The following is a 26,693-nucleotide window of genomic DNA, read 5'->3' as shown; positions in this document are numbered from 1 at the left end:
GGTGATGATGGGCGACGTGCTGAAAAGCGAACGTTGGTTTTCCTGGGGTTGGCTGTTCGTCGTGGTCGCAGTGCTGGCCGCCGGCGGCTACATCTGGTGGTCCAAGCAGGACCACCGCGAACGGGCCGACGCCGGGCGGATCGTGAGCGCGGGCCCGGTCGAGGGCGGAGAAGAGACCGAGGTGATGACCCCGGCCGGCAAGGTGACCGTGCGGATCGGTGACCGGGTCAGCGAGCTGCCGGACGGTGACGACGGACTGCCCAACCAGCTCCGGGCGCCCCGGAAGGGCAGCTTCGTCGGTGTCAGCATCGACGCCGAGGCCGGGGCGCTCACGGTGCTGCGCACGAACACGACCACCGAGATCAAGCTGCCCGAGTTCACGTTGGTCGTCGAAGGACACCGGTACTCGCTCAACGCCCTACGACCCGCCCGGGTGAACTCGACCACCACGATGAGCGGCGCCAGGTCCGGCTACCTCGCCGTCGCCGGGACGACGGGGACCGCGCAGCTCGAGGTCGTGCACGACGGCGAGCGCGGCCTGTTCGGGATCTGGGGTGGCGCGACCGATCCGGGACGGTTCGCGAGCCTGAGGGCCCAGGCGTTTCCGGTAGCGGAGGCGTCCTGCGGGATCCCGAAGGTGTCGGTCGCCTTCGCATTGAGTGATCTGGAGCGGTCTTGCAGCGTCGGCGCCGTGCGAACGCAGTACGTCGCCGGTCTCGGGTGGTCGGCACCAGGCACGGACTGGCTGGCCGTCCGCGTTCGCCTGTCTGTCCCCGTCGTCCACGCAGGCAAAAGCAACCACTGGGACACGTACGAGCCGACCGGGCAGCCGGCCATCGCCTACACGTTCGGTCAAGAGAAGAAACCGGCCGTGTCGACCTTCGGAACCGGCTCGACCCCGATTCTGTTCGCCCCGGTCACCGAGCACTCGACCACCACCCTCGGCATCGGCCTGCGGTACGACGCGAAGAAGGACGGATTCAGCTCGCGGATCTCCGGCCCCGGGACCATCAAGCTCACCTCGACCTGGACGATCCCGATCTAGCCGGAGGTTTAGCCGCGGTACGACGCGGGATGGTGGTGGTGACGCCAGATCCGGAAGCGTTTCCACCACCATGAGGAAGAGGGCAGAGTGATGCTCGATCCTGTTGTCGGTAAAGGTCAGCTGACCGAGACCGACCGCTTCATCTTCGAGTCGTGGGGCTACTTCGTGATCCCCGACGTCCTGTCGAAGGACGAGGCCGCCGAGGCGTACGACGTGTCGCGGCGGCTGCACCAGGACCGTGATCGCGAGTTCGGGCAGATCGGCCGGACGTACGAGAACGAGCCGGTGCTCGAGCGGCTCATCGATCATCCGGACGTGCTGCCGAAGGTGCAGGGTCTGCTCGGCGATCGGTTCGTACTGCAGGCCGGCTGGAACACCATGCAGCCGGCGCACGCGGGGAACGGCCGTTGGCACCAGGACGGATCGTCCGCGTTCGACTTCAAGGACCTGGGCTACCCGGTTCCGTTGCTTCAGCTCCGTGTGTCGTTCCTGCTGACGGATCAGACGGTGCCGGGTATGGGCAACATGGAGCTGATTCCCGGCAGCCACCGCTCGCGGGTCGGTCTGCCTGACGCGGTCCGTGAGCCGAACGACGACATCGCGATCGGTCATGTCGTGTGCGCCGAGGCCGGGGCCGCCCTGGTGTTCCACAACGGCGTCTGGCATCGGACCTTCCGCCACGACGGCGACCAGGACCGCTACACGACGCACTACGTCTACAGCCCGCCGTGGGTCCGCCCGGCCGACCGCTTCGGCAACGATCCCGAGTTCCTCGAACGCACCACACCCCTGCGCCGCGCACTGATGGGCGAGTTCGCACGCCCCGACGCCCCGTTCGGCGCCAACTACGAGCCGCTGCCCATCTGACGCGCTACCAGGGTTCGGTGTCGGTGCCGGTGGCCGCGATCCAGAGGGCGTGGAACGCGGAGCTGGCCTGACCGTTGAAGTCGTCGTCCGGCAGTGCCGGGATCAGGTTCAGGACCGCACCGAGATGACCGCACTCCGCGGCCTGCCGGACGAGCAACTGGGTCGGGTGCTCACGCCTGGCCCGCGGCGTCTTCAGCACGGTGCCGTACTCGTCCACCAGCCCCGAGATCTCGGCCGGGCTCGGTCGGGGACCGCGGTCGCGTGCGGCGGCCTCGGCCCTCGCCAGAAGGTCCTCCCACGCGTACCCGTCGCCGAAGACCCGTGCCCAGTCCCGCACGAGATCCGGACGCCCCAGGCTCGCCAGCACCTCCACGCCTTCCCAGCCGTCGAACCAGCCCTCTTCCAGGTGCCCGAGGTACTCCTGTGAACCGTCCTCGGCGTAGGACACGTAGTCCGTCCCGGATGTGCTCTTCAGCGTGAACAGCTCGCGCACGAGGTCGTCGCGTCCCGTTCGCACCAGGTACGCCAGGAACGGTGTGGAGTAGAACGTCGACGGCGTGGTGGTGACGCCCTGCCAGACGGCGCGGGCGTCGTCGACACGGCCGCATTCGATCAGCGCCCAGGCAACGGCCAGCCGATGCTCGCCCGGATTGGTCTCGGGCTCGATCGCGGCTCGCGCGCGGGCGAACCACGCGTCACCGCGGGCAGCATCACCGAGCGCGGTGTACGCGCCCCCGAGCGACGACGCGAGGAACGCCACGTTGTACTCGTTCAGTACGGCGTCGACATCGGCGTCCGTGATGGTGAAGACGGCCCGGGCCTCGTCGAGTCGCCCCGCAGCGGCGAGGATCAGCGCGACATCCGCCGTACCGCGGAGCTGCTCGGCCGGAGTGGGAACGGCCGCCAGCAGCTCCATCGCGCCACGTGCTTCACCGCGGCGTGCGCGCAGTCGAGCCGCATACCGGAGGCTCTCGCTCACATGGTGATCCCAGCCCGTATGCAACCGCCGGACGGACTCCAGTGCGACCTGGAACAGGTCATCCACGGTCGCTGTGTTCGGCGGCGGCCACGTCTCGGCGGGCGCGGGCTCGGGTGCGCTCAGGAACGGTTCGAGGTAATCGTCGTACGGCGGTCCGAGGCGTGCGGCGGCGGTCGCGGCGTCCGGGACGATGTCCAGCTCGCCCCACCACGTCGGCCAGGCGTACCGGCGGTCGACCACCCAGGCGAGCAACTCGTCCAGGTCGTCGCGCCGGTCCTCGGGAGCGATCACCAGTCCCGGCGCGAACGCCGCCGCCCAGGTGTCCTCGTCCAGCACGAACGACGGATCGCCGTGGTCCTCGTACTGCAGGTCGGCGCCGATGTCCTCACCGTCGAGCTCGAGCGGACGTGCGGCGTACGGCTCGCGCAGGAACTGGTACTCGCCGAGCACGTCGCCGGTGGAGGCCTCGATGAAGCGCAGCCTGGTTCGGCCGGCCGCGACGATCACGCCGTCCGCACCCCAGAGCACACCGGCGATGTCCTCCGGTACGTCGAAGGTGTCCACGGCCTCCGGGTAGGCCCCGGGCGACCAGATCTCGATCTGATCGGCCGAGGTGAGGCAGGCCGCGAACTCGCCGTCCGGCGACCAGGCCCAGGCCGTGACATCGGGAAGCTCCCAGTCCGGTTCCTTCGGGGCCACGTGGAGATGGTGACTGCGCCCGTCGGGGTCGTGGACTACCACGCGAGGGAAGTGGTGCTCGGTCAGGACGACGGCGAGCCGGCCACCGGCGCCCCAGGAGAGATGAGCCCCGGGCAGTCCCGGAAGCTCGCCCACCAGCCCACCCGTCTGGGCGTCGGCGATCAGCAGCCGCCCGTCCAGATGAACCGCCAGCAGTCGCTCGTCAAGGCTCCAGGCCGGGGCCTGGCCATGCGTCTCCGCACCTTCGAGCCACACCACCTGACCGCTCCGTACGTCGATCGACGCCGCCCACTGACGTCGGCTGTACCCGTAGATCCGCGACCCGTCCCGTGACCAGAAGACCTGCTCGAAGAAGAGCTCGTTCTCGCCGAGCCGTGCCTTGACCGCCGGCGGCAGGGTCTCGGCCAGCCACGCCGGCTGCGGCCCGTTCTCGTCGTTCGCGTTGTAGAAGAACTCTTTCTGTTCGAGCGGAGCGATGCAGCCATGCACCTCGCGCGGCGCCCGCATCCCGATGTAGGCGTGCTTCCCGTCGGGCGCGAACGCGAACTCCGGCGGGCGCGAACCGCCGTCGGTCACCGAGGCGTCGCCGATCGGATCCTCGCCGTACGGGCCGAACGGGTCCCACAACCCCACCATGTTCGTGTTGAACGCCAGCGCGACCCGCTGCCCGTCGGGCGACCACTGAATGCTGCGCGCGTACCCGGGCCAGCCGACGCCGCCGGGAACTCCGTCCAGTTTGTTGACGCAGCGCGCGGTGTCGAGCTCCCAGACCTGCAGTACGCCGCCGCGTTCGTAGTCGTCGCCGCACCACGAGCCGACCGCGACGTAGCGCCCGCAGGGGCTCAGGGCCAACGCGTCGATCTCGACCAGGTGACCGTCGGGGTGGCGGAGTACCGCACCCATCGACCTGATCCGTTCGGTCGCGAACCGGTGCGCGTCCGTCACGCCGTACTCCTGCTGAAGCTCGGCGAGGACCGTGCGCAGTGGAGGCAGATCACGAGACGGCTCGAACGCAGACCAGTCGGCGTTCTGCAGTGCCGTCAGGAACTGGTCAGGACCGTCCGCGGGCGGAGGGAGCTCGGCAAACCCAGGCAGCGAATTGTGCACCGCGGCACCCTAGGCCAAGACCGGTCCAGGGCTTGCCGCGAGTGGCGGTCGGTTAGCGTCGGGGCGTGCTGTTGCCTGAGTCGTCGGTGCCGGGGGCTGATCTGCCCGTCCGGGCGGTCCTGCCTGCCACGGTCGATGCGGTACGTTCGCGCGGTACGGCGGTGGTGGTCGCGCCGCCGGGATCGGGCAAGACCTCGTTGTTGCCGCTGGCCTTGGGTGACGCGCTCGAAGGCACGATCCTCGTCGCCGAGCCGCGGCGAATGGCGACGCGCGCGGCCGCCGCGCGACTGGCGACGCTGGTCGGCGAACCGCTCGGTCAGCGGATCGGCTACGCGATGCGCGGCGAAAAGAGCGGCGGTAAAGGACTCCGGGTCGAGGTGGTGACGACCGGTCTCCTCGTCCGGCGGCTGCAGCAGAACCCAGAGCTGCCGGGAGTCGCCGCGGTCGTGATCGACGAATGCCACGAGCGGCATCTCGACGCCGATCTGTTGCTCGCGTTCTGCGTCGACATCCGGGCGAATCTTCGGGACGACCTGGCGATCGTCGCGACCTCGGCCACGGCGGACACGGTCCGGCTGAGTGGCGCGTTGGGCGTGGGTGGTCCGGCGCCGGTGATCACCGCGTCTGCCGCGCTGTACGACGTGGCGGTCGAGTGGGCCCCACCGCCCGTCCCGGTGCCGCTGCTTCCTGGCGGGCGGGTCGACCCGCGGTTGCTGGATCACGTCGCAGCCGTCGTACGGCGTGCTCTGTCCGAGAACGATGGTGATGTCCTGGTGTTCGTGCCGGGGGAGGCCGAGATCAACGGGGTGACTCGGCGGTTGGCCGGTGAGAATGTGCTGCCGTTGTTCGGCCGTCAGTCCAGGGCTGAACAGGACCGGGCGCTGGCGCCGGGCGCCACTCGCCGGATCGTGGTGACTACGTCGGTTGCGGAGAGTTCGCTGACTGTGCCAGGGGTCAGGGTGGTGGTGGACTCAGGGCTGGCCCGGGAGCCGCGGATGGATCAGTCCCGTGGCCTTGGTGCGTTGGTCACGTGCCGGGTTTCGAGGTCGTCGGCTGAGCAGCGGGCGGGTCGCGCTGGGCGGGAGGCGCCCGGCCGGGTGTATCGGTGCTGGTCTGCCACCGATCATGTCCATCTCGACGATCATCCGGCGCCGGAGATCGCCATCGCGGACTTGGCCTCCTTTGCGCTCGATCTGGCTGCGTGGGGTGCGCCTGGTGGGGCCGGTCTGACGTTGCTGGAGGCGCCGCCGGTGGTGGCGATGACGGCGGCTACCGAGTTGCTGCGCCGTCTTGATGCGGTGGATGACAGCGGCCGGATCACCGAGCGGGGACGGCGGATGGCGGCGATCGGGGCGCATCCTCGGTTGGCCCGGGCGTTGCTGGACGGTACGCCGCGGGTCGGCGCCGACCGGGCACGCGAGGTCGTCGCGATGCTCTCGGACGACTCCGGCCGTGACTTCGGCGACGACCTCCCGGCCCGCTGGCGAGCCCTCCGCCGCGGCGACAACCGCGCCGCCACAACCCGCTGGCAAGAAGAAAAGACCCGCCTGACGCGGGTTGCCCCCACAGACAGCCCAGCACACGAACATCCGGTTGTGGCTGAGGATCTTGTGGTTGGGGTTGTGGTGGGGCTGGCCTATCCGGAGCGGATTGGGCGGGTGCGGGGCGCGGAGTCGGCGACGTACCAGATGTCTGGTGGGACGGGGGCCGTGCTGGATCCGCAGTCGGCGCTGCGGAGCACGAGCTGGCTGGCGATCGCGGCTGCGGACCGGGCGCCGGGGCGGGCCGACGCGAGGATCCGTTCCGCGGCCCCGATCGACGAGCAGACTGCGCGAGACATCGCCGGCGACCTCGTCTCGACCACTGACCAGATCCGCTGGGACGACGGCCGGATCGTGACCCGGCGCATCGAGGCCCTCGGCGCCATCGTCCTCAACGACACCCCGCTCGCAAAGCCCGACCCCGTACTCGTCCAAGCAGCCGTCCGCGACGGCCTCCGCCGCAGCGGCCTGTCCGTCCTGCGCTGGTCGGACGCCGCTCTCGCCCTCCGCGAGCGCCTAGCCTTCTGCCACGCCCACCTCGGCGCTCCGTGGCCCGCCGTCGACGACGAGGCCCTCCTGGCACACATTGACGACTGGCTGGGCACCGAGCTCGCCTCGGTGCGTACCTCCCGCGACCTCGCCCACCTCGACATAACCTCGGCCCTCCGCCGCCTACTGCCATGGCCAGCAGCATCCCGCTTCGCCGAACTCGCACCCGAACGACTCAAGGTCCCGTCAGGCTCCGAAGTACGACTCAAGTACGACGGCATCGAACCACCGGTGCTCGCGGTCAAGCTGCAGGAAGTCTTCGGCTGGACCGCCACCCCAGCCGTCGCCGACGGCCGCGTCCCGGTCGTGCTCCACCTACTCTCACCCGCCCGACGCCCAGTCGCGATCACCAGCGACCTGGCCTCCTTCTGGAAACAGGGATACCCCCAGGTCCGAGCCGACCTACGAGCCCGCTACCCCCGCCACCCCTGGCCAGAAGACCCCCTCACCGCCCCGCCAACCAAACGCACCAAACCCCGCCACTGAAGCCGGTAGGGTCGGACGGGAGGAGGTTCGATGCGTGGTATCGGCGGGAGTGCGCGGCATGCGGCGTACGAGTTCGGAGGGCTGACCGTTGTCGCGCTGCTGGACGGCTACATCGATCTGCCGCCGTCGAGGCTGCGGGACGAGCGTGGCGGCGTACTCAGCCCGCTGCCGGGAGAGGTACCGCTCGTCGACGGTCGTCTGAGGTTGTCGGTCAACGCGTTCCTCGTGGACGACGGGGAACGTCGGGTGCTGGTCGACACGGGCGCCTCGAACAGCTGGGATCCGACGATGGGTGAGCTTCCCGAGGGTATGCGGGTGGCCGGCATCGACCGTGAGTCGATCACCGACGTGGCGATCACCCACACGCATGTGGACCATGTGAACGGCCTCGTCGCTGCTGACGGGTCCGACGCGTTCCCGCTTCTCGAGCGGATCTTCGTCGGTGCGGGAGACGTCCGCAGGTTCGACGGGAATCTTGCCCGCTTCCGGGATCGTGTGGTTCCGGTCGCCGAGGAGCTGGCGGTGACTCCGTGGATGACCGCGCTTCCGACCGTCGGGCACACGCCCGGGCACACGACGTACGACGTTCGGGACGGCGACGGCCATCTGCTGATCTGGGGCGACACGATTCACGTACCGTCCTTGCAGTTCGCCCATCCGGAAGTCTGCTGGGAGCTGGATGACGACCAGACGCTGGCGCGGGCCGGCCGGGCTGCACTTCTGGACCGGCTGACTCGCCCGCGACACTTCGTTGCCGGCGCCCATCTGGACTGGCCGGGGATCGGACGCGTTACGCAGGACGGCTTGGGCTACGCGGTGGAGTATCTGAGCTGTCCTACCGTCTGAGCTCGAGTGGATCAGGAGGGACCGACCCAACTCTGGTTGCGGGTTCCGACGCAGTCGTAGATCTGGAGTTGGCGGCCGTTGGTGAAGACGGCTTCGGGGAGGTCCAGACATCGTCCGGAGACCTCGTTGACGAGTGTGCCGAAGTTGCCTTGGTGCCACTTCTGGTTGCCGCCGCCGGAGCAGGACGCGACGTTCACCAAGGTCAGGTTCGCCGTCTGGCCGGACGGTACCTCCAGACAGACGCCTCCGGTTGTCAGCTCGCCGGAGCTGTTGAGAACCCAGGTCTGGTTGGAGTTCGCGAGGCAGGTCCACAGCTGAACCTTGCCGCTGGCAACATCGCGGTCGACACAGAACTCCTGGCGCGTGGTCGACGCGATGGCGCTGGCGGGAGCGGTGCCTGCGGGACCGGGCGTCCACGTCGAGCCGATGGGGGAGAAGCTGAGCGAGGTCAGGGTGACCGCGCCACCGACGGCGTACAGGTGGAGCCCGAGGCTTGCGGGGGACGAGTCGAAGGCGACGTTGTCGCTCACGACCGTCTTGCCGTTGTTGCCGAAGACCTCCAGCTGCCCGCGATCCACAAGGATCCGGATCGTGACCTGGTTCGAGATCGGAGGCATCGAGGCGCCGTACAGGGTCTGCCCCGCCACGCCGTACGCGACGGTGCGATCGCTCGATCCGTCCGAGCGCGCGTGCACGCGGAATCCGAACTCCGATGCGGTCACGCCGGTCAGGTCGAACTGTGCGTTGATCTCGTACGTGTCGGCCGAGATGTCGCTGAGCGGATCGGTCGCCGGATCCGTCGTGATTGTGCGTGATCCCCAGGTCTGCGTCGACGTACGGATGGTCGAGATCTCGCTGACCGGGTTGCGGGTCAGGCGGATGCCCTCCGGGTAGGTCTGCAGGGCGAGCTCGACCGGGAACGACGCGTTGCCGGTCCAGGTCACGCCGGCGTTGCTCGGCTGCCAGGCCAGTTGCACGACGCGGCCGTTCGGCAATTGGTTGAAGGTCTGAGGCGCGTACCAGGTGGAGGGCGGGAACGCTGCGCCGGAGACTCCCCACTCCATCCGCTGCGGAGTCGCCCACTCCGAGACGAAGACACCGTTCGCGTCGAGCGAGCCGATGACGTATTCACCGCTGGCGTCCTGGAGAACCCACTTGGAACCACCGTCCAGCGGTAGCTGGTACAGGTCGGGACATTCGACGAACCAACTGGCCGAGTAGGCGCCGCGGTAGGTCCAATCGAGCAGATTCGTCGAGGTGTAGAAGGCGGCGCCGGTCCCGGCCCGGAACGTGACGAGGACCCAGCGGTTGTGTTGCGGATCCCATTGCACCTTGGGATCGCGGCTCTCGACCGGATCGGTGATGACCTTCGCGCCGCCGTTGTACATCTGGAACGTCTTCGCCCCGTCGGTCGAGTACGCGATGCTCACGCCGTCGGTGTTGGTGAACAGCAGGATCGGATCGTCGGTCCCGGTCTTCAGCCCGGTCACGTTGTTCACGTCGACCCAGCCCGATCCCGACCACAGGTTGCCGGTGTGCACACCCGGTTCGAGGGCGATCGGTTGCTGCGTCCAATGCAACAGGTCCGTACTCGTCGCGTGTCCCCAGTGCACGGCCGCGTCCCAGCCGAGCCCGTGCGGATTGTGCTGGAAGAACAGGTGGTACACGCCGCGGTAGTACAGCGGAGCGTTGACGTCGTTCATGAATCCGTTCTGCGGGCTGAAGTGGAACTGATCGCGGAACGGTTCGGTGTAGTCGGTGGCGGCGTACGGGTACTCCGGATAGTCCGACGGTGACCCGGCAACTGACGGGACCGCTGTGAGACAAGTGAGCGCCAGCACCCAGGCCAGGAACGACGCGACCCGGCTCACGGCGTGGCCCGGAACCCGTACGTCGCTCCGCTCAGCGCCTGGAACTCCGCCGCGCTGCCGCAGTCGAGGACCTTCGTGTTCACAGTCGATCCGTCGAGGACGACGGTGCGTACGGCGACGTTCGCGGCCGTGTGGTTGGTGGCGACGTAGTTGTTGCTCCCCGACTTCACCAGGACGATCGTCGGGGTCGCTCCGGACGGCGTGATGTTCGCGGCCGGGACGTCGAACGAGAAGTGATTGCCGACCACGGTGTTGCCGCTGCCGTTGACCTGCACGAGCCCGAAGAGATCGTCGAGCCCGTTGCTGTAGCCGGTCATCGCGGGGAACGATTCGGGGACGCGGAGGAAGTGGTTCGATCCGATCAGGTTGTTGTGGCAGGCGCCTTCGAGCTGGATCATCCCGGCGTAGAAGGCGTGCAGGCGATTCGCGGTGATCGTGTTGTTCGTGCTGTTCTTCAGGTGCACCGAGCTCTTGCCGCGCGGGAAGATGTTGTTCCCGGAGACGATCAGGCCGAAGTGGTTCTCGGCGAAGATCGAGAAGCCGACGTAGCCGGCGCCGATCAGGTTGTCGTTGACCAGGCAGGCCTGACCGGAGCTGACGAGCTCGATGCAGCTGCCGTTCTCGCAGAGGAAGTTGTCCTGGATGTGCAGCGCGTCGGCGTCCGTGATCACGATCCCGCGCTCCAGGTAGACCATCCCCAGACCGCGGATCCGCAGCGAGTCGGTGGCGGTGGCCGACCGGATGCCGATCTTGCCGTTGAGGTAGCTGTTCTGGTTCGGCGTGAACGAGACACCGTCCAGGCAGAAGTCGAGCAACTCGATCGAGCTGAGCCGCGGATCGCCACTGCGGCTGATCAGGATCGCCTCGGCGTTCCCGTCGGTGTTCTCGACCCGGATCCGGCTGCCACCCGGCCAGATCTCGTGCCAGCTGGAGGTGTTGCCGGAGTTGTACCGGATGCTCGACGAAGTGAAGCCGTGCCCGGATCCCTTGATCTGCAGGTAGCTGATGTCGATCACGATGCGCGTCTTGAGCGAGTAGTCGCCTGGCGGGATGTAGATCACCGCGCCGGGCTTGGAGGCCTGCGTCGGCTGGTTCGTCTTGACGTCGGCGATGATGCTGTTCACGATCGCGCCGATATCGGTGTAGGCGGTCGTCGAGGGGCTGCTCGGGATGGTCCAGGTGGTGACGTCGTAGATCGTCGAGGGCATTCGTCGTCTCCTTCGGTGGGTGCGAGCTGGGTTCGGTCAGAGGACGCCGAGGAGCGTGTTGTGCGGTCGCGACGGCGGGTCGGCGGTGACGGCGGCAGCGGCCGGCGTACTCGTCCGTTGGAGGTAGCCCGCGGCGCTCACGGCGACCGCGGCGGCCAGGAAGACCCGGCGCGACAGGGGAGTGGAGGAGTTCATGGCGGCTCCTTCTCGAGAGTTGCCAAAAGGTTTTGGCTCGGCGGAACTGATCCGAAGTTAGGACCGCGGCCAGGCGGCGGCAAGATCGCCGCGGCTGCCAAAAGTTTTGGCAGCTGTTTGGCGGATGTTTGGCGTTGACCGACCGGCCCCGGCGGACCAACACTGCAGCCAAGACGTTTTGCCAAAACGTTTAACCACAAGCCTGGAACGGAGCAGGAGTATGAAGCTTCGCAGCACGAGCGGTCGCCTCCGGATCGCGATGACCGGTATCGCCGTCGCGACGAGCGTGATCCTGGCCGTCGCCGGATGCGGTGCCGGCGGCAGCTCGGAAGGTGCCGCCGGCAAGCTCACCGTCCTGGTGGAGGGTGGCGGAAAGGCCGAGCTCCAGCCGATCGCCGATCTCTACCAAAAGGACACCGGGACGACGGTCGAACTCGTCGAACTGCCGTACGACGGTCTCTACGACCGGATCCAGACCGAGCTCGGCTCGGGCAAGACGTCGTTCGATGTCGCGGCGCTCGACGCCATCTGGCTGAGCGCGTTCTCGGCCGGCGTCTCGCCACTCGACGACCTGTTCACCGACGACGTGAAGAGCGATCTGTTCCCGGGCCTGGTGGCCGAGGCACAGGTCGGCGGCTCGTACGTCGGCATGCCGGTCTGGACGAACTCCGAGATTCTCTACTACCGGACCGACCTGTTCGGTGACCCGAAGGAGAAGGCGGCCTTCCAGGCGAAGTACGGGTACGCGCTCGTACCGCCGACCACCTGGAAGCAGTACAAGGACGTGGCCGAGTTCTTCACCCGCGACACGAACCGCGACGGCCAGACCGATCTGTACGGCACCGATGTGAAGGGTGCGGTCGAGACCGAGTGGCTGGCCACGGTGTCGCAGACCGGCGAGAAGACGATGGTGCTCGATCCGAAGAGCGGCGACGTCACCATCGATGACGCCGATCACCTGGCAGCGTTGAACTTCTACACCAGTTTGTTGCCCTACGCACCGCCCGGCGCCGCGCAGCTCGACTGGGCCGGCGCGCAGAACCTGTTCTACCAAGGCAAGCTCGCGATGATGCGCTTCTGGGGACACGCGTACACCCAGACCCCGGCCAACGCCGCGGTGAAAGGCAAGATCGGTGTCGCGCCGATGATCGCGGGGCCCGGCGGTATCGCCGGCGTACCGGGCGCCTGGTACCTGTCGGTGCCCAAGGCAACCGAGAAGCAGGCCGAGGCCAAGAAGTTCATCACCTTCGCGTACGAGCACAACGACCTCTCGATCAAGACGTCGCTGGGCCTGGTCTCCCGGATCTCGGCGTTCGAGTCGCAGGCCGGCGTCGCCGGACACGAGAACTACCCGGCCATCCTCACGACGCTGAAATCTCCCGCGACGATCGCGCGGCCGGCCACACCGAAGTGGCAGGAGATCGTGACCTCGGTGCTGACGCCGATGCTGCAGAAGGCGGTCGCCAAGGGTGCGGACAACGCCGCACTGCTGAAACAGGCGAAGGTCCAGATCCAGGCCATCGTCAAGTAAGGACCCACCTGTGCGCCTCACCGACCGCCGGTTCGCCCTCGCACTGATCGCGCCGGCCGCCCTGTTCCTCGCCGCCTTCGTGGCGTGGCCACTGCTCAGATTCGTCACGAACGCGTTCTACGAGATCTCGCCGATCGCCGGCGGCCCGCGGCGGTTCGTGGGTTTCGACAACTTCGTGACCGCGTTCGCCGCGCCGGCGTTCCAGGGCGCCGCGCTGCGGACGATCGTCTACACGCTGATCGTGGTCGCGCTCGAATTCACCCTCGGGCTTGCCGTGGCGCTGGTCTTCGCAGCGCTCGGCAGCCGGTCGGCGGTGTTCCGGACCGTGTTCATGTACCCGCTGATGGTCGCCCCGGTGGTCGCCGGCCTGCTGTGGCGATTCCTGCTGATCGACAACTTCGGCATCCTCAACGAACTGCTCCGCCGGGCCGGCCTGCTGCACAGCACGGACCAGATCGCCTGGCTGAGCAATCCGAAGATCGCACTGTTCTCGGTGGCCCTGCCGGACATCTGGCTGACGACGTCGTTCATCACGCTCGTCCTCTTCGCGGGGCTGCAGAACGTGCCCGGTGACGTCATCGAGGCCGCCCGGATCGACGGCGTACGGTTCCCGACGCTGCTGTTCCGGATCATCCTGCCGTTGCTGCGACCGGTGATCGCGGTGGCGCTCATCGTTCGCGGCATCGACGCGGCCCGCGCGTTCGACATCATCCTGATCCAGACGAACGGCGGGCCACAGGACAGTACGACGACACTCAGCCTGCTGATCTACCGCACGATGACGCGCAACGGCGATCCCGGCCTGGCCAGTGCGATGGGCACCGTCTACCTGATCGGGATGCTCGTGGTCGCGGCGGTCGCGATCTTCGCCATCTGGCGGCCCGGGGGTGATGAGGCGTGAACGGCCTCGAGACCCGTCGCCGTCCGGCGCGCGTCATCCTGTGGATCGCACTGGCCGCCGTTCTGGTGCTGTACGGATTCCCGTTCGTCTACCTGCTCCTGACCTCGTTCAAGACACCGCTCGACGCGATCGCCGTACCGCCTCAGGTGTTGCCGTCGCAGTGGACGCTCGACAACTACGTCGCCGCGCTCAGCAAGGAAGGCGTCGTACCGGCGCTGATCAACAGCGTCGCGACCGCGGTGCTCAGTACGGCGTTCTCACTCGCGCTCGGCGTACCGGCGGCGTACGCGATCACGCGCTACCGCACGCCGAGCGGGCGGGTCTTCGTGATCGCGGCGCTGGTCACCCGGATGGTGCCGACGATCGCGGTCGGGGCGCCGCTGGTCGAGACGATGCGGCGGCTCGGTATCTCGGACACCACGATCGGGCTGGCGATCGCGCACACCACGATCTCGCTGCCGCTGACGATCTGGCTGATGTCGAGCTTCTTCGAGGCGGTCCCGGTCGAGCTGGAAGAGGCCGCGAAGGTCGACGGCAGCGATCGGCTGCAGGCGTTCCGGCACGTCGTCCTGCCGGTGGTGTCCGGCGGCTTGGCGGTGACGGCCATCTTCGCGTTCCTCGCGTCCTGGAACGAGTTCCTGTTCGCCTTGCTGCTCACGTCGGTGCGGGCCCAGACCACGCCGATCGTGATCGCCAACTTCCAGACCCAGTTCGGCCTCGACTGGGGCGGAATGACCGCGCTCTCGGCGGTCTACTCCGTGCCCGTCATCCTGCTCACTCTCGCGCTCCAGCGGCACATCGTCGCCGGGCTGACCCTCGGCGCCGTCAAGGGCTGATCCGACTCATCTACGGAGAAGATATGGAATTCTGGCAACCCAACAGCCCGCTCGGCGGCCTCGCCCACGTGAAGTCCGGCCGGTCGCGACGCGAGTCGAGCTGGGACCGCAGCGGCGGCAACCGGGACTTCGCGGTGGTACCCGCGGGGGAGACCTTCGTGATCGCCGACATCACCGGCGCCGGGCGGATCGAGCACATCTGGCTCACGACCCGCTGCTACTCGGAGAAGTACCTGCGCAAACTGGTGATCGAGATGTTCTGGGACGGCGAGGAGAACCCGAGTGTTCGGGCGCCGCTCGGCGACTTCTTCGGGGTCGGGCACGCGGTCGCGAAGCACTACATCTCCCTCCCGCTGAACGCCGTGTTCGGTCCGCGACGTGGTCCGAAGGGGCCGTTCGCGGCCGCGATGAACAGCTACTTCCCGATGCCGTTCGGCAGTCACGCGCGGATCCAGATCCGCAACGAGAGCGATCAGCCGATCGAGAACCTCTTCTACTACGTCGACTACGAACTCAGCGCGGAGCCGATCCCGGACGACGTCGCGCGGTTCCACGCGTACTACCGCCAGGAGAAGCCGACGACCGCCGTACGGCACACCACCGATCTCGAGAACCCGGCGCCGTGGGACCTGCCGGGGACGAACCTGACCGGCGACGACAACTACGTGATCCTCGATGCGACCGGCACGGGGCACTACGTTGGCTGTGTGCTCAGCATCGACAACTTCGACGCCTCCAACCAGGTGTTCACCTGGCCGGGTGAGGGCGACGACATGTTCTTCATCGACGGGGAGGTGTGGCCGCCGTCCTTGCACGGGACCGGTACGGAGGACTACTTCGGCGCCGCCTGGGGATTCCCGAGCGGTGAGTACGCCGGTCCGTACCACGGCATCACGCTCGGCGCGAGCCCACAGGAGCACTTCGGGCTGTGGAGCATGTTCCGCTGGCACATCGAGGACCCGGTCCGGTTCGAGAAGAGCCTGCGGGTGTCGATCGAGCACGGCCACGCCAACGATCAGGGGAACGACTACTCGAGCGTCGCCTACTGGTACCAGCTGGGCGATCACGCGCCGCACGCCGAACTGCCACCGGTCGAGGAGCGGCTACCGCGACGATGGCCGGAACACGGGCTGTGGGACGAGTAAATGCCTGACGAGGACGCGGTCGTGCCGAAGGTGGGCATCCGGGATGTCGCGCGCGCCGCGGGCGTGTCGGTCACGACGGTTTCGCATGTGCTGAACGAGACGCCGCACACGCGTACGAGTGAGGCGACCCGGGACCGGGTGCGATCGGTCGCCCGGGACCTGGGGTACACGCCGAACCGGCTCGCCCGCGGGCTGCGGACTCGTGCGTCGGACATGATCGGCCTGCTCACCGAGGAGATCGCGACCACCCCGCACGCCGGCCGGATCATCCTCGGCGCGCAGGAGGAAGCGAGCCGGCACAACCTCACGCTCGCGATCATCAACTCGCATCTCGACGCCGGCGCGGACGCCCGCCGCGCCGACGCGCGGGCGCTGATCGAGCGTCAGGTGGACGGCATCATCTACGCCACGGTCTTCCACCACGAGGTGTCGGTACCGCGCGAGCTGCGCGCGGTACCGGCCGTGCTGATAGGAGCACTGGACCGGCAAGGCGTCGTACCCGCCGTACTGCCGGACGAGGCCAGTGGGGCCGCGGATCTCGTGGCCCTGCTGGCCGACGCCGGGCATCGGCGCATCGCGTTCGCGGACTCGAGTATCGAGGTTCCGGCCACCAAGGGCCGCCTGGTCGGGTACCTCCGCGGACTCGAGCAGGCGGGCATCCCGCGTGACGACCAGCTGATCGCATCCGGGGTATCGGAGGCCGGCGGCGGCTACACGGCCAGCCTCGAACTGCTAGACCGCGACGATCGGCCGACGGCGATCTTCTGTTACAACGACCGGATGGCGATGGGCGCGTATCGCGCGGCGCAGGAGCTCGGCCTGCGAGTTCCCAACGACGTGTCGATCGTCGGCTTCGACGACCAGGCACCGATCGCGGCCAGCGTCCACCCGGCCCTCACCACCGTCGCCCTGCCGCACTACGAGATGGGCGCTTGGGCGGTGGCCACCTTGACGCGCCTCATCCAGAGCAGCAGTACGTCGTGGTACCGCTCGACCCACCCGACCTGGTTGCCCTGCCCGGTCGTCATTCGGGAGTCAGTTGCCCAGAACAACCGTTGAAGGGTGCTTGGATGGATCTGCATCTGAATCTGAACCATGACGGCGGGTTGGCCGAGCAGATCTACACCCAACTGAGCCAGCAGATCGCGAGCGGTGCCTTGCGCGAAGGCACGGTGTTGCCGTCGTCGCGTGAGCTGGCCGGGCGGTTGGCGGTGTCGCGGGCGACGGTGGTCACGGCGTACGAGCGGCTGGCCGCGCACGGGTTGATTCGTTCGCGCGCCGGGATCGGCACGATGGTGAGTGCGCGTCGCGGATCGGCTCCGGTTGTGCCGGTCGAGTCGCCGTTGCGGCCGCGGGCGGTGTGGGCGGCCGAACAGTTCGACGTACCCGATCCGGCGATGCCGGCTGCCGAGTTCAACTTCGCGCCGGGCGTCCCGATGCCTGCGGACTTTCCCTTCGCGCAGTGGCGGGCGTTGCTCAGTGATCAGCTCCGGACCAGCACCGAGGCGGGCTACGCCGATCCGGCGGGATCCGGACGGTTGCGCGACGCGCTCGCTCGCCATCTGGGGGTGAGTCGGGGCGTGCGGGTCGAGGCCGGGCAGTTGGTGATCACGACGGGTGCGCAGCAAGCGTTCGATATCGCCGCGCGGGTGCTGCTCGAACCGGGCGATACGGTGGCCGTCGAGGATCCCGGCTATCGGCCCGCGTACCGCGGGTTCCTTGCGTACGGCGCCCGTGTCGTGGGGGTGCCGGTCGATGCGGAGGGGCTGGTGGTCGCCCGGATTCCGCCGGAGACGCGACTGGTGTACGTGACACCGTCCCACCAGTTCCCGCTCGGCATGCCGATGTCGGAATCCCGCCGTACCGAACTGCTGGCCTGGGCCGCGCGGCACGATGCGGCGATCGTCGAGGACGACTACGACTCGGAGTTTCGCTTCACCGGCCGACCGCTCACCCCGTTGCAGGCAACGGACACCGAGGGCCGCGTCCTGTACGTCGGGTCCTTCTCCAAAACGCTGCTGCCGGCGCTGCGGGTCGGATTTCTCGGCGTGCCCTGGACGCTGGCCGAGGCCGCGCGGCGCGCGAAGTTCGCCGCTGACTACGGCACCGCGGGACATCTGCAGGCCGCGCTCGCGGAGTTCATCGAAGCGGGTGACCTGGCGCGCCACCTCCGGCGCATGCGGCGTACGTACGAGCGCCGCCACGACGTGCTGATGAGCGAACTGCATGATCAATTCGGCGGCGTGCTCGAGCCGATCGGCTCCAGCGGCGGAACGCACACGGCCGCGCTCCTCACGCCCGGAAACACGGATGACCTGGCCCTGACCGACCGTGCTCGCGCGGAGGGAGTGCTGGTGGGTGCGCTCTCGCGCTGGGGACTCGAACGCCCCGGCCCGAACGGCTTCGTCTTCGGGTACGGCGCCATCCCGGCCGACCGGATCCGGGACGGTCTCGCCGCGCTGCGTCGCGTTATCTGATCGAGATTGGACTGGCGCAGAACGCGCCGAACCGGCCCGTCCGCCGAAGAGTCTCCGGTCCTACGCTGCGGCGAACATCCACGACAGGAGGCACGATGAGATCCTTGCGCGTCATCGCGTTCGCCGTCGCCAGTGTGGTGACGGTGGCCGGCTCGTCCTTCGCGTACGCCCGCCCGCACTGCCAGCCGGTCGAGGCGACGATCATCGACCGGGTCGTCGACGTCGGCTGCCCGACGGGCGTCCCGGTGTGCGTCGCCGGCACGTTCCGCGGCAAGCACGGCTTCAACGGGACGGACGTGTTCGTGCTCGGCTCTCGGGGCGTGCCGCCCGCGACCGCGCCCGCGTACCGCCCGGTCAGCGGGACGATCACGCTCACGTTCGACGACGGGTCGACGCTCACCGCGCTCGAGACCAGCATCGGCAACGTCGACACCACCACGGGCGAGGGCCACGCCGGCGGCACCCAGGAATTCACCGGCGGCACCGGCCGCTACGCCGGCGCAACCGGCTACGCCTACCTCAGCCAGCACTGGGAGACCGACCACTTCGTCACCCACATCGAGGGCGAGGTCTGCCGCCCGAGAAGCTAGAACAACTGGCGGCCTGCCGCGGCAGTGCACCCCAACCGGGTCCGCTGAACAGGCTATTCCCTCTCCGCCGCCACCAGAACCTGTTCAACCCGGTGGCGGTGCCACGACTGAGCAACTTTCATCGGCGCGGCAGCATCGAGCTGGGTAACGACAATGCTGGCATGGAGCCCGCAACCTGGGGGGTCAGGTCACGAGAGGCTGCGACATGCACGGTAAGGAAAGGTTCGTCCGTCGAAGTTCGGTAGTACTCAGCGCGGCTGCACTGCTGGCCGCCGGATTGTTTCCCGGAGCCGCGGACGCTGTAACGACAACCGCCGGGGCTGCAACCGCCGGCAAATGCACGATGGATCTGGGGTCGGTCACGGCCGGAGGTGATCACAGGTCGCAGCGCATCACTGCCACCTCGCCTCCGACGAGAACGAACGACCGTGTGGTGGCACCCGGTCTGTTCGACGCACCGGTGCGGCTCAGCGGTTCGGCGTTCGCCGTGCCGGACTCGGGCGGAGATGATGTGGTCGAGAGCCAGGTGATCATCGGCGCGGCTCTTTTCCGCAGCGTCTACACGTTCATCGAGGGCAGACTCGATACGGCCTCGATCCGCCTCCTGCCGGACAACCTCGGCGACTACAGCGACATCGTCGCGTTGGAGGAGGTCCGCTATCGGGAGGGCACCGTCCCGCGAACCACGACGTACGGGCTCCGGAGCGACGGTCTGCTGCTCAGATGGACCACCAGCAGCGCGGGTCGAGACATCACCGGCGTAGCCCCGGGCTTCGCGTCGGTGAAGGCGATGGTGCCGATCAGCAAGACCCGGACCTACGACACGTTCCTCGCGAACACCCGGGGCGGCGCGCTCTACACGATTCACATCCCGACGACGTCACCGATGAAACCGGTGGTCAAACCGGTACGCACCCGTACCTGGCAGGGCTTCGAGTTCCTGCTCGCGCGCAAGTGCGGCCAGCAGGGCACCTTGCTGCTCGGCATCGACAAGGACACCCAGTCGGCCCATCTGTACGCCGTCGGACACGCCAATGGCACCGCGACGGTCATCCAGGGCCTCGGCAAGGTTCCTGGCACCTTCAGCGACCCGGCCTACTTCCGCTGGGTCCCGCCCATCGACCCACTCGTGGGCGAGTAGGCGCTTGCACCACCACTGCCGACGAGGCAACGGCGCGCATCCCGGTGAGGATGCGCGCCGTTCGCCGATCAGGCCTTCTTCGCGAGACCTGCCATCAGGATCCGCTGATACGCCGCGAGGTCCTCCGCGGCCGGTACGTCGGCGTCCGGGTCCTCCGGGAACCAACGGGCCAGGAAGTCCAGGCCAGGTGCAACCAGCGGCATCCCGAGGAAGTGCTGGGTGATGCGCTCCGGGGTCCGGATCCAGCCGTTGCCGAGGCTCTCGAGGCCGGCCCGCTCCATCTGCTTCTGCAGCGGCTCGCCCGTGTCGACGAAGTCGGTGATGAACAGGTAGCTGCCCGGGGCCAGCGCGTCCATGATCGTGCGGACCCACTCGTCGGGCTTCTCGTCGTCGTGGAAGTGCATGTGCAGCCCGACGACCATCAGCGCGATCGGCCGCGAGAAGTCCAGGTGGTTCCTGATCTCCTCGTTGTCGAGGATGGACTGCGGCTCACGCAGGTCGGCGGTGACGACGATCGTGCTGTTGTTGGTGGCCAGCAGCGCCCGGCCGTGGGCGAGCACGATCGGGTCGTTGTCGACGTAGGCGGCCTTCGCGTCAGGGTTGATCTCCTGCGCCGCCTGGTGGGTGTTCTTCTGCGTCGGCAGGCCACTGCCGATGTCGAGGAACTGGTCGATCCCCGCCGTACGCACGAGGTAGTGGACCCCTCGGACCAGGGCCTCACGGTTCTCGATCGCACAGCGCCCGGCGTCCGGCACGTACTTCAAGTACAGTGCGGCGCCCTCGCGGTCGGCTGCGAAGTTGTCCTTACCACCGAGCAGAGCGTCGTAGACGCGGGCGATGGTCGGCTGGGAAGTGTCGAAACCCGGATCGTAATCCGAGCCGTCTGATGGGGCCATTGGCGCAGCCTTCATGTCGGGAAAGGAACCACTCGTCATCCTAGGGGAGCCCGAAGTCAATTGACACCCGGGTGCGGCCTGTCGGAGATACCTGATTCCTCAACGGATAAAGGTGTTCGAGGAACCCAGGTTCTGACATATCGACACCACATTTCGAAACCCCTCCGACGCTAACCTCTGAGCTTTTCTCCGATCGCCTCCTGGCTGGTCTCCGGATCGTCGGTGTGATCGACGCCCGCCTCTTCGAGAAGGGCGAGTGCGGTCTGCCAGTGCTGCCTGGCGCGCGCCTGATCCCCGAGGACGGCGTACGCCGCAGCGAGGCCGTCCTCGGCCCGCGCCAGATCGGGGCGCAGCCAACTCCGCTCGGCCAGGAGACGGGCCTGCCGGTGGTGCTCGATCGCGGAATGGCCGTCGCCGAGGTCGACAGAGGCGCGTCCCAGTCCCTGGTGCGCCTCGTACTGCCAGTTCTCGCTCCCGATCCGGAGCGCTACCTCGAGTACCTCGCGATAGGAGTCCAGGGCGGCCGACGGGTCGCCGCTGCGGCGTACGGCGTTGCCCAGGTTGTACATGCCGGCCAGCTCGCCGATCGGCAGACCTTCCTGGCGCGACAGTTCGACAGCACGACGGAACCCGTCCACAGCGGCGGCCGTTCGTCCGAGTTCCGCATCGGCCCGGCCCCGGCCGACCAAGGCGTCGACCTCCCGTGCCCGGTAGCCAACTCGCCGGGCCATGGCCAGTGCCTGGTCGAAGTGCGTAACGGCCGATTGATAGGCGCCCTCGCTCAACCGGGCATGAGCGATCGTGGAATGTGACTCGAGTTGGCCCAGGTCGTCCCCGACGTCCTCGGCCAGCCGCAGCGCACGGGCGAGATGCTCATCGGGATCCACGGAGCTTCCGCCGTACTGCACCGTCGCGGCGAGCCCGAAGTGCGCCTCGACCTCGACCAGAGTCAGTCCTTCCGCCGTGGCGAGAGAAAGCGCCCGGGCGAAATGGGCGGCGGCTGCCGGGTAGTCGTACTGGCGTCGCAGCACCCGGCCGAGGTCTCCGTGTGCGCGGGCCACGGCGGCCCGATCCCCGAGCTCTTCCGCGGCCTGCAGCGCGGACCGGTGCAGAACCTCGGCCTCGCGGAGCAGGTTGCGCATGATCAGTCGCCGGTGCACGACACCGGCCAAGTCGACGACATACCGCGGCATTTCAAGTTCGCCGGCTGTCTGGGCAATCGCCAGCAGGTTCGGCAGTTCGGTGTCGAGCCATCCATTCGCCTCGTCGACAGTCCAGTTGGGTTTCACGACGTACGGCGGATCCGGGCGCCGGCTGCGGGTGTAGGGATGCGCCAGATCCATCGCAGCGCTGGCCCATGCGCAGTAGTGGTCGAACAGTCTGATCAGCGCGTCCGATCGGTCCTGCGCGGTCTCGGTGGAACCGGCGTACCAGGCGGCGTGGGTTCTGGTGAGGTCGTGCATGCTGTACCGCCCGGCCGGCCCCTCGCTGAGCAGGTGCAGGTCCTGGAGGGTCTCCAACGCCGACCGGGTTGCGACTTCATTGGTGCCGAACAGCGCTGCGGCTGCGCCGAGATCGATATCCGGGCCGGGGATCACACCGGTCAGCCGGTACGCCCGCCTGGTCGGCTCGTCCAGTGCGGCGTACGACAGGTCGAGGGCGGCGGACACTCCGAGGGTTTCGTCGTCGAGCCGGTCCAGTACGGCGCCTCGCTGGTCCTGCAACCGCAGTACCAGTTCGGCGAGCTGCCATGAGGGCCGGGTGCGCAGCCGGGCGGCGGCGATCCGGAGCGCGAGCGGCAGACAGCCGCACAGCTCGACCACCTCGGTCAGCCGGTCGAGATCGCTCGCGGGCAGTCCAAGGGACTCCGAGGCGCGGGTGAAGAGGTCGATGGCCGCCGATTGCGGCAGCGTGCCGAGTCGGATGGTGGCGCCGCGGTCGAGGCTCGCGAGCGTGTTTCGGCTGGTGGTGAGAACCTGGCAGGCCGGATTGGCCGGCAGCAGGGGAGCGACCTGACTCGCGCGGGCCACGTTGTCGTAGACGAAGAGCAGCCGCCGATCGGCGATCAGGCTGCGGAACAGGCTCGCGCGTTCCTCGACGTCGACCGGGAACTGGTCACCCGGCACGCCCAGCGCCCGCAGCATGCGGGCCAGCGCCTCGTCCGGTTCGAGCGGCCGGGTGCGGTCGCTGAAGCCGTGCAGGTCGATGAAGATCTGGCCGTCGGGAAAGTCCGGCGCGAGCATGCGGCCCGCCTCGACCGCGAAGGCCGTTTTGCCGACGCCTGCCATGCCTTCGACGGCGATGACGGCCCGGCCCTCCGCGACGTGCTCGGACAGGGCGGCCAGTTCCGCCTCGCGGCCGACGAAATGCGACGGTGCGGGCGGCAGTTGATGCGGCCGATCGGAGGTCGGCAGGGCAGGTCCGCGCGCGGCAGCTGCCATCTCGAGCGACTCGTCGTCGGTCAGCCCGAGAACCTCCGCGACCTGCCGAAGCGAGCTGCCGCGCGGGCGGGCGGACTGGCCGGTCTCCCAGCGCCGCAAGGTCCGTGGATCGACGCCGGCACGCTCAGCGAGCTCTTCCTGCGTGAGTAGCGCGCGCTCGCGCCATCCGCGCAGCAGTTCACCGAAGGTCGACGGTCCAGGTTCGGTCACTCCTGCCTCCTCGTCGAAGTTTAGGCGGCGAGGGGCGCGACAGGCGTGGCTGCTGCCGGACGTACGGAAGTGTCCGCCAAATGTCCGGTCGACGACCTGGGATCGGTGTGTGCACCAGGCGAAGAGTTGATCGGGACGGAAGGAACGCACTCATGGTTTCTCTACCGATGGGTACTTCGGCCCACACCCACCGCTGGACGACGAGGTCACGGCACCGAACCAGCCAAGGCGTGGTCGCGTACGGCCACTGTGCCTGCGGCCGGTGGCGCGTCGACCGTGCCACGACAGCCCAGGTCGAGCAGACACTGGCCGTCACGTCGGCCGCCCCAACTGAAGGAATCCCGTGACGAGGTTCGACTACATCATCGCCGGAGCAGGCTCAGCTGGATGTGTGCTCGCCAACCGCCTGTCCGCGAATCCAGGCGTCAGCGTGCTGCTGGTCGAGGCAGGCGGTCAGGACACCACCCCGCTCATCGCCATGCCCGGAGGCGCGACCGAGCTGATGGGCGATCCGGCGTACGCATGGCACTACCCCACGCGGCCGTTCGGACCGTCGCAGCAGGTCGAGTACTGGGTGCGCGGCAAGACGCTCGGCGGGTCCAGTTCGGTCAACGGTATGACGTACAACCGCGGCAACCGCGCGGACTACGACGAGCTCGAGAGTCGTGGCAACCCTGGATGGGGCTGGGACGACATGCTGCCGGTCTTCCGGACGATCGAGGACAACGCGTTGGGCGCCTCCGACGTCCGTGGCGCCGGCGGCCCACTGCACGTCTCGACGGTCGATGCGGCCGAGCCGTTGCTCGAGGACGCCATCGGCGCTGGCACCGCGCTCGGCTGGCGACGGACGCGCGACTTCAACGAGTCCGACGAGGAGCGGCTCGGCTACACGATGGCGACGATCCGCGACGGCCGGCGCTCCAGCGCAGCCAGTGCGTTCCTGCACCCGGTGATGGACCGTCCAAACTTGACGGTTGCTGTGCACACGGTCGTCGATCGCGTCCTGCTCGAGGGCGGCCGCGCTGTCGGCGTACAGGGGCGTCAGAACGGCCAGGCGTTCGAGGCCCGGGCGGCGCGCGAGGTGATCCTCGCAACGGGAGCGATCGTCACACCCAAGATCCTCCAGCTCTCCGGTATCGGTCCCGCGGACACGCTGCGGTCGGCGGGCGTCGACGTGGCGGTGGACAGCCCGTACGTCGGTGGTCGGCTGCACGAGCATCGAGCGTTCCGGCTGCAGTTCCGGCTCACGGAAGACCTTGGTTACAACAAGGTTCTCGGTACTCAGACCGGCCAGCAGGCCGCGGCAGCGGAGTACGGTGCGAGCCGCGGCGGGGTGCTCGCGCGGCCGCCGTTCGACATCGTCGGGTTCTTCAAGACCCGCCCTGACCTCGAGCGTCCCGACGCGCAGTTCCAGCTGGCGTCGTTCTCGATCCAGCAGCTCGAACCCGCCAAGCCCCTCGAGCTCGAGCGGGAGCCGGGCATGATGTGCGTCGCCTATGCCCTCCGACCGGACAGCGAGGGCAGCATCCGCATCACCTCGGCGGATCCCGACGCAGCACTCGACATCGATCCCAACTACCTCGCCACCGAGCACGACCGTACGACATCGGTCGGACTCGTCCGCGGGCTACGCCGCCTGTTCGGCACCGAGCCGCTCGCGAACCGGATCCAGCACGAGACGGTTCCCGGGCCCGGCGTCCAAGGGGATCAGGAAATCATCGACGCCGGGCTGGACCTCGGCGGTTGTGGCTATCACACGGTCGGAACGTGCGCGATGGGGCCGAATGACGACGACGTGGTCGACCCCGAGCTGCGCGTGCGAGGCGTCACGGGTCTGCGCGTGGTGGATGCCTCCGTCCTGCCGACCATGGTCTCCGGCAACCTCAACGGCCCGGTCACCGCGGTCGCCTGGCGAGCGGCCGACCTCATCCTCGCAGGCTGACTCAAGCTTTGTACGACGTACTCAGGAGAACTCATGCACACGGTTTCACCCCTGCCCTTGATGCAACTGTCCATCGGTTTCTGGTCGTTCAAGGCGCTCGCGACCGCGGACGAACTGGGCCTGTTCGCCCGTCTGTCCGGCACAGACGGGCGTACGGTCGATGAACTGGCCAAGCTGCTGGATCTCGACCAGCGACCCACCGAGATGCTGGTGACCGCGTGTGCGTCTCTCGGCTTGCTCGAGCGACGGGACGGCCGCTACGTCAACAGTGAGCTCGCTGAAGCGTTCCTTGTCCCCGGCAAGGATCACCACTTCGGCGGCTGGGTGCAGATGCTGGACCGCAGGCTCTACCCGGCGTGGGGCAAACTGACCGACGCCGTGCGAACCAACCGGCCGACGAGCTGGAACCCCGACGAGCAGCCGCACTTGTTCGCCAGCGAGGATCCCGAGTTGCTGGCCCTGTTCTGGGAGGCGATGCATTCGCTGTCGACGCTCACCGCGCGCGAACTCGGCGTACACGTCGATCTTTCTGACTCGACCGCTCTGCTGGACGTCGGCGGCGGCTCCGGCGCGTACGACATCGAGTTGTGCCGGCGCTACCCGAACCTGCGCGCCACGGTGTTCGATCTACCGCCGGTCTGCGACATCGCGGCGGGGAAACTCAAGGCAGCAGGCTACGAGGACCGCATCACGGTCGCGCCGGGCGACTTCCTCACCGATCCCGAACTCCCAGCCGGCCACGACGTCGTACTGCTGTCGATGATCATGCACGACTGGGCACCGGAACAGAACCTGGAGATCCTGCGCAAATGCTTCGCGGCCTTACCGTCCGGCGGCCGGATCGTGATCAGCGAACTACTCGTCAACGACGAGAAAACCGGCCCACCCGCCGCCACCCTGATGAGCCTGAACATGCTCGTGGAAACGGTAGGCGGCCGAAACTACACCGCAGCAGAATACGAACACTGGCTACGCACCGCCGGCTTCCAAAACCCCCAAACCACAACCTTCGAAGCCCCCGGCGCCAACGGCGCAGTAACCGCCCAAAAACCTTAGCCACGCCAGCCGGACACTCCGTCCGCTACTACGGGACGCCTTTCTGGAGCCTTTGCGGCGACGTGCGCGGAGTGATGGACTTGGCTGACATGTGTGCGGTCGAGACGGGTGGAGTTGGCGTGATGCAGGCTGTT

The 26,693-nt window shown here is 68.1% G+C and carries 20 protein-coding genes; 14 read left to right on the top strand and 6 right to left on the bottom strand.

Features of this window, described 5'->3' with window-relative positions; all coding sequences use genetic code 11:
• The first annotated feature begins 16 nt into the window (after window positions 1-16).
• Window positions 17-1,045, top strand: coding sequence for a hypothetical protein (locus E0H92_RS37875; RefSeq protein WP_131499689.1), 1,029 nt, complete (start codon window positions 17-19; stop codon window positions 1,043-1,045).
• A gap of 90 nt (window positions 1,046-1,135) precedes the next feature.
• A complete protein-coding gene (locus E0H92_RS37870; protein WP_131499688.1) occupies window positions 1,136-1,912 on the top strand; it encodes a phytanoyl-CoA dioxygenase family protein in 777 nt (258 codons plus the stop codon).
• 4 nt (window positions 1,913-1,916) lie between these two features.
• On the opposite strand, the gene E0H92_RS37865 is transcribed toward E0H92_RS37870, so the two are convergent.
• Complete coding sequence (locus tag E0H92_RS37865) at window positions 1,917-4,697, bottom strand: WD40 repeat domain-containing protein (RefSeq protein WP_131499687.1); 2,781 nt, start codon at window positions 4,695-4,697, stop codon at window positions 1,917-1,919.
• A gap of 65 nt (window positions 4,698-4,762) precedes the next feature.
• Between E0H92_RS37865 and hrpB the strand changes: the two genes are divergently transcribed.
• Complete coding sequence (hrpB, locus tag E0H92_RS37860) at window positions 4,763-7,273, top strand: ATP-dependent helicase HrpB (RefSeq protein WP_238173773.1); 2,511 nt, start codon at window positions 4,763-4,765, stop codon at window positions 7,271-7,273.
• Window positions 7,274-7,303: 30 nt separating this feature from the next.
• The gene (locus E0H92_RS37855; RefSeq protein WP_131499686.1) at window positions 7,304-8,119 is read left to right on the top strand and encodes an MBL fold metallo-hydrolase; all 816 of its coding nucleotides are present in this window, start codon (window positions 7,304-7,306) and stop codon (window positions 8,117-8,119) included.
• Window positions 8,120-8,130: 11 nt separating this feature from the next.
• Here the strand turns inward: E0H92_RS37855 and E0H92_RS37850 are convergent, their stop codons facing one another.
• The 3 genes from E0H92_RS37850 to E0H92_RS44500 are packed head-to-tail and all read right to left on the bottom strand — an operon-like array spanning window position 8,131 to window position 11,393.
• Window positions 8,131-9,990: a ricin-type beta-trefoil lectin domain protein gene (locus E0H92_RS37850; RefSeq protein ID WP_131499685.1), complete on the bottom strand. Its 1,860-nt coding sequence runs from the start codon at window positions 9,988-9,990 to the stop codon at window positions 8,131-8,133.
• On the bottom strand, window positions 9,987-11,198 hold the full coding sequence (locus E0H92_RS37845; protein ID WP_131499684.1) for a NosD domain-containing protein: 1,212 nt from the start codon (window positions 11,196-11,198) through the stop codon (window positions 9,987-9,989). The genes E0H92_RS37850 and E0H92_RS37845 overlap by 4 nt, the downstream gene beginning before the upstream one ends.
• 36 nt (window positions 11,199-11,234) lie before the next feature.
• Window positions 11,235-11,393: a hypothetical protein gene (locus E0H92_RS44500; RefSeq protein WP_165550221.1), complete on the bottom strand. Its 159-nt coding sequence runs from the start codon at window positions 11,391-11,393 to the stop codon at window positions 11,235-11,237.
• Window positions 11,394-11,613: 220 nt separating this feature from the next.
• Here E0H92_RS44500 and E0H92_RS37840 point away from each other — a divergent pair, with 220 nt between their 5' ends.
• From E0H92_RS37840 to E0H92_RS37805, 8 genes are all read left to right on the top strand, one after another.
• The gene (locus tag E0H92_RS37840; RefSeq protein WP_131499683.1) at window positions 11,614-12,924 is read left to right on the top strand and encodes an ABC transporter substrate-binding protein; all 1,311 of its coding nucleotides are present in this window, start codon (window positions 11,614-11,616) and stop codon (window positions 12,922-12,924) included.
• A 10-nt stretch (window positions 12,925-12,934) separates the two neighbouring features.
• Window positions 12,935-13,825 carry a carbohydrate ABC transporter permease gene (locus E0H92_RS37835; protein ID WP_131499682.1) on the top strand — a complete coding sequence of 297 codons (891 nt, stop codon included), beginning with the start codon at window positions 12,935-12,937 and terminating at the stop codon, window positions 13,823-13,825.
• Entirely contained in the window at window positions 13,822-14,661 is an 840-nt protein-coding gene (locus E0H92_RS37830) for a carbohydrate ABC transporter permease (protein ID WP_131499681.1), read from the top strand. Before E0H92_RS37835 ends, E0H92_RS37830 begins: the two co-directional genes overlap by 4 nt.
• A 23-nt stretch (window positions 14,662-14,684) precedes the next feature.
• Window positions 14,685-15,806 (top strand): glycoside hydrolase family 172 protein, encoded by a 1,122-nt coding sequence (locus E0H92_RS37825; protein ID WP_131461212.1) that lies wholly within the window; start codon window positions 14,685-14,687, stop codon window positions 15,804-15,806.
• Entirely contained in the window at window positions 15,807-16,865 is a 1,059-nt protein-coding gene (locus E0H92_RS37820) for a LacI family DNA-binding transcriptional regulator (RefSeq protein WP_202874025.1), read from the top strand.
• Between the two features lie 11 nt (window positions 16,866-16,876).
• Entirely contained in the window at window positions 16,877-18,283 is a 1,407-nt protein-coding gene (gene pdxR, locus E0H92_RS37815) for a MocR-like pyridoxine biosynthesis transcription factor PdxR (protein ID WP_131499680.1), read from the top strand.
• Window positions 18,284-18,378: 95 nt separating this feature from the next.
• A complete protein-coding gene (locus E0H92_RS37810) occupies window positions 18,379-18,873 on the top strand; it encodes a hypothetical protein (RefSeq protein ID WP_131499679.1) in 495 nt (164 codons plus the stop codon).
• A gap of 433 nt (window positions 18,874-19,306) precedes the next feature.
• The gene (locus E0H92_RS37805; RefSeq protein ID WP_238173771.1) at window positions 19,307-20,014 is read left to right on the top strand and encodes a hypothetical protein; all 708 of its coding nucleotides are present in this window, start codon (window positions 19,307-19,309) and stop codon (window positions 20,012-20,014) included.
• Window positions 20,015-20,082: 68 nt separating this feature from the next.
• Here the strand turns inward: E0H92_RS37805 and E0H92_RS37800 are convergent, their stop codons facing one another.
• Together E0H92_RS37800 and E0H92_RS37795 are read right to left on the bottom strand one after the other, a co-directional pair.
• Window positions 20,083-20,910 carry an SAM-dependent methyltransferase gene (locus tag E0H92_RS37800; protein WP_131499677.1) on the bottom strand — a complete coding sequence of 276 codons (828 nt, stop codon included), beginning with the start codon at window positions 20,908-20,910 and terminating at the stop codon, window positions 20,083-20,085.
• A gap of 170 nt (window positions 20,911-21,080) precedes the next feature.
• Window positions 21,081-23,561, bottom strand: coding sequence for an ATP-binding protein (locus E0H92_RS37795; protein ID WP_165550220.1), 2,481 nt, complete (start codon window positions 23,559-23,561; stop codon window positions 21,081-21,083).
• Window positions 23,562-23,904: 343 nt separating this feature from the next.
• Between E0H92_RS37795 and E0H92_RS37785 the strand changes: the two genes are divergently transcribed.
• Both E0H92_RS37785 and E0H92_RS37780 read left to right on the top strand, forming a co-directional pair.
• The gene (locus E0H92_RS37785; protein ID WP_131461218.1) at window positions 23,905-25,503 is read left to right on the top strand and encodes a GMC family oxidoreductase; all 1,599 of its coding nucleotides are present in this window, start codon (window positions 23,905-23,907) and stop codon (window positions 25,501-25,503) included.
• A gap of 33 nt (window positions 25,504-25,536) precedes the next feature.
• The gene (locus E0H92_RS37780; protein ID WP_202874024.1) at window positions 25,537-26,559 is read left to right on the top strand and encodes a methyltransferase; all 1,023 of its coding nucleotides are present in this window, start codon (window positions 25,537-25,539) and stop codon (window positions 26,557-26,559) included.
• Window positions 26,560-26,693: the final 134 nt, after the last annotated feature.

Origin of the sequence: Kribbella speibonae (genome assembly GCF_004331375.1) — a bacterium.
Taxonomy (GTDB): Bacteria; Actinomycetota; Actinomycetes; order Propionibacteriales; family Kribbellaceae; genus Kribbella; species Kribbella sindirgiensis.
This window is presented reverse-complemented; position numbering and strand designations above follow the sequence as displayed.

What these genes read in the sequence shown, in the direction of transcription:
- E0H92_RS37870 (WP_131499688.1), top strand. Translation starts at nt 1,136, where the DNA reads ATGCTCGATCCTGTTGTCGGTAAAGGTCAGCTGACCGAGACCGACCGC.
- E0H92_RS37855 (WP_131499686.1), top strand. Translation starts at nt 7,304, where the DNA reads ATGCGTGGTATCGGCGGGAGTGCGCGGCATGCGGCGTACGAGTTCGGA.
- E0H92_RS37845 (WP_131499684.1), bottom strand. Translation starts at nt 11,198, where the DNA reads ATGCCCTCGACGATCTACGACGTCACCACCTGGACCATCCCGAGCAGC.
- E0H92_RS44500 (WP_165550221.1), bottom strand. Translation starts at nt 11,393, where the DNA reads ATGAACTCCTCCACTCCCCTGTCGCGCCGGGTCTTCCTGGCCGCCGCG.
- E0H92_RS37840 (WP_131499683.1), top strand. Translation starts at nt 11,614, where the DNA reads ATGAAGCTTCGCAGCACGAGCGGTCGCCTCCGGATCGCGATGACCGGT.
- E0H92_RS37825 (WP_131461212.1), top strand. Translation starts at nt 14,685, where the DNA reads ATGGAATTCTGGCAACCCAACAGCCCGCTCGGCGGCCTCGCCCACGTG.
- E0H92_RS37820 (WP_202874025.1), top strand. Translation starts at nt 15,807, where the DNA reads ATGCCTGACGAGGACGCGGTCGTGCCGAAGGTGGGCATCCGGGATGTC.
- pdxR (WP_131499680.1), top strand. Translation starts at nt 16,877, where the DNA reads ATGGATCTGCATCTGAATCTGAACCATGACGGCGGGTTGGCCGAGCAG.
- E0H92_RS37810 (WP_131499679.1), top strand. Translation starts at nt 18,379, where the DNA reads ATGAGATCCTTGCGCGTCATCGCGTTCGCCGTCGCCAGTGTGGTGACG.
- E0H92_RS37800 (WP_131499677.1), bottom strand. Translation starts at nt 20,910, where the DNA reads ATGGCCCCATCAGACGGCTCGGATTACGATCCGGGTTTCGACACTTCC.
- E0H92_RS37780 (WP_202874024.1), top strand. Translation starts at nt 25,537, where the DNA reads ATGCACACGGTTTCACCCCTGCCCTTGATGCAACTGTCCATCGGTTTC.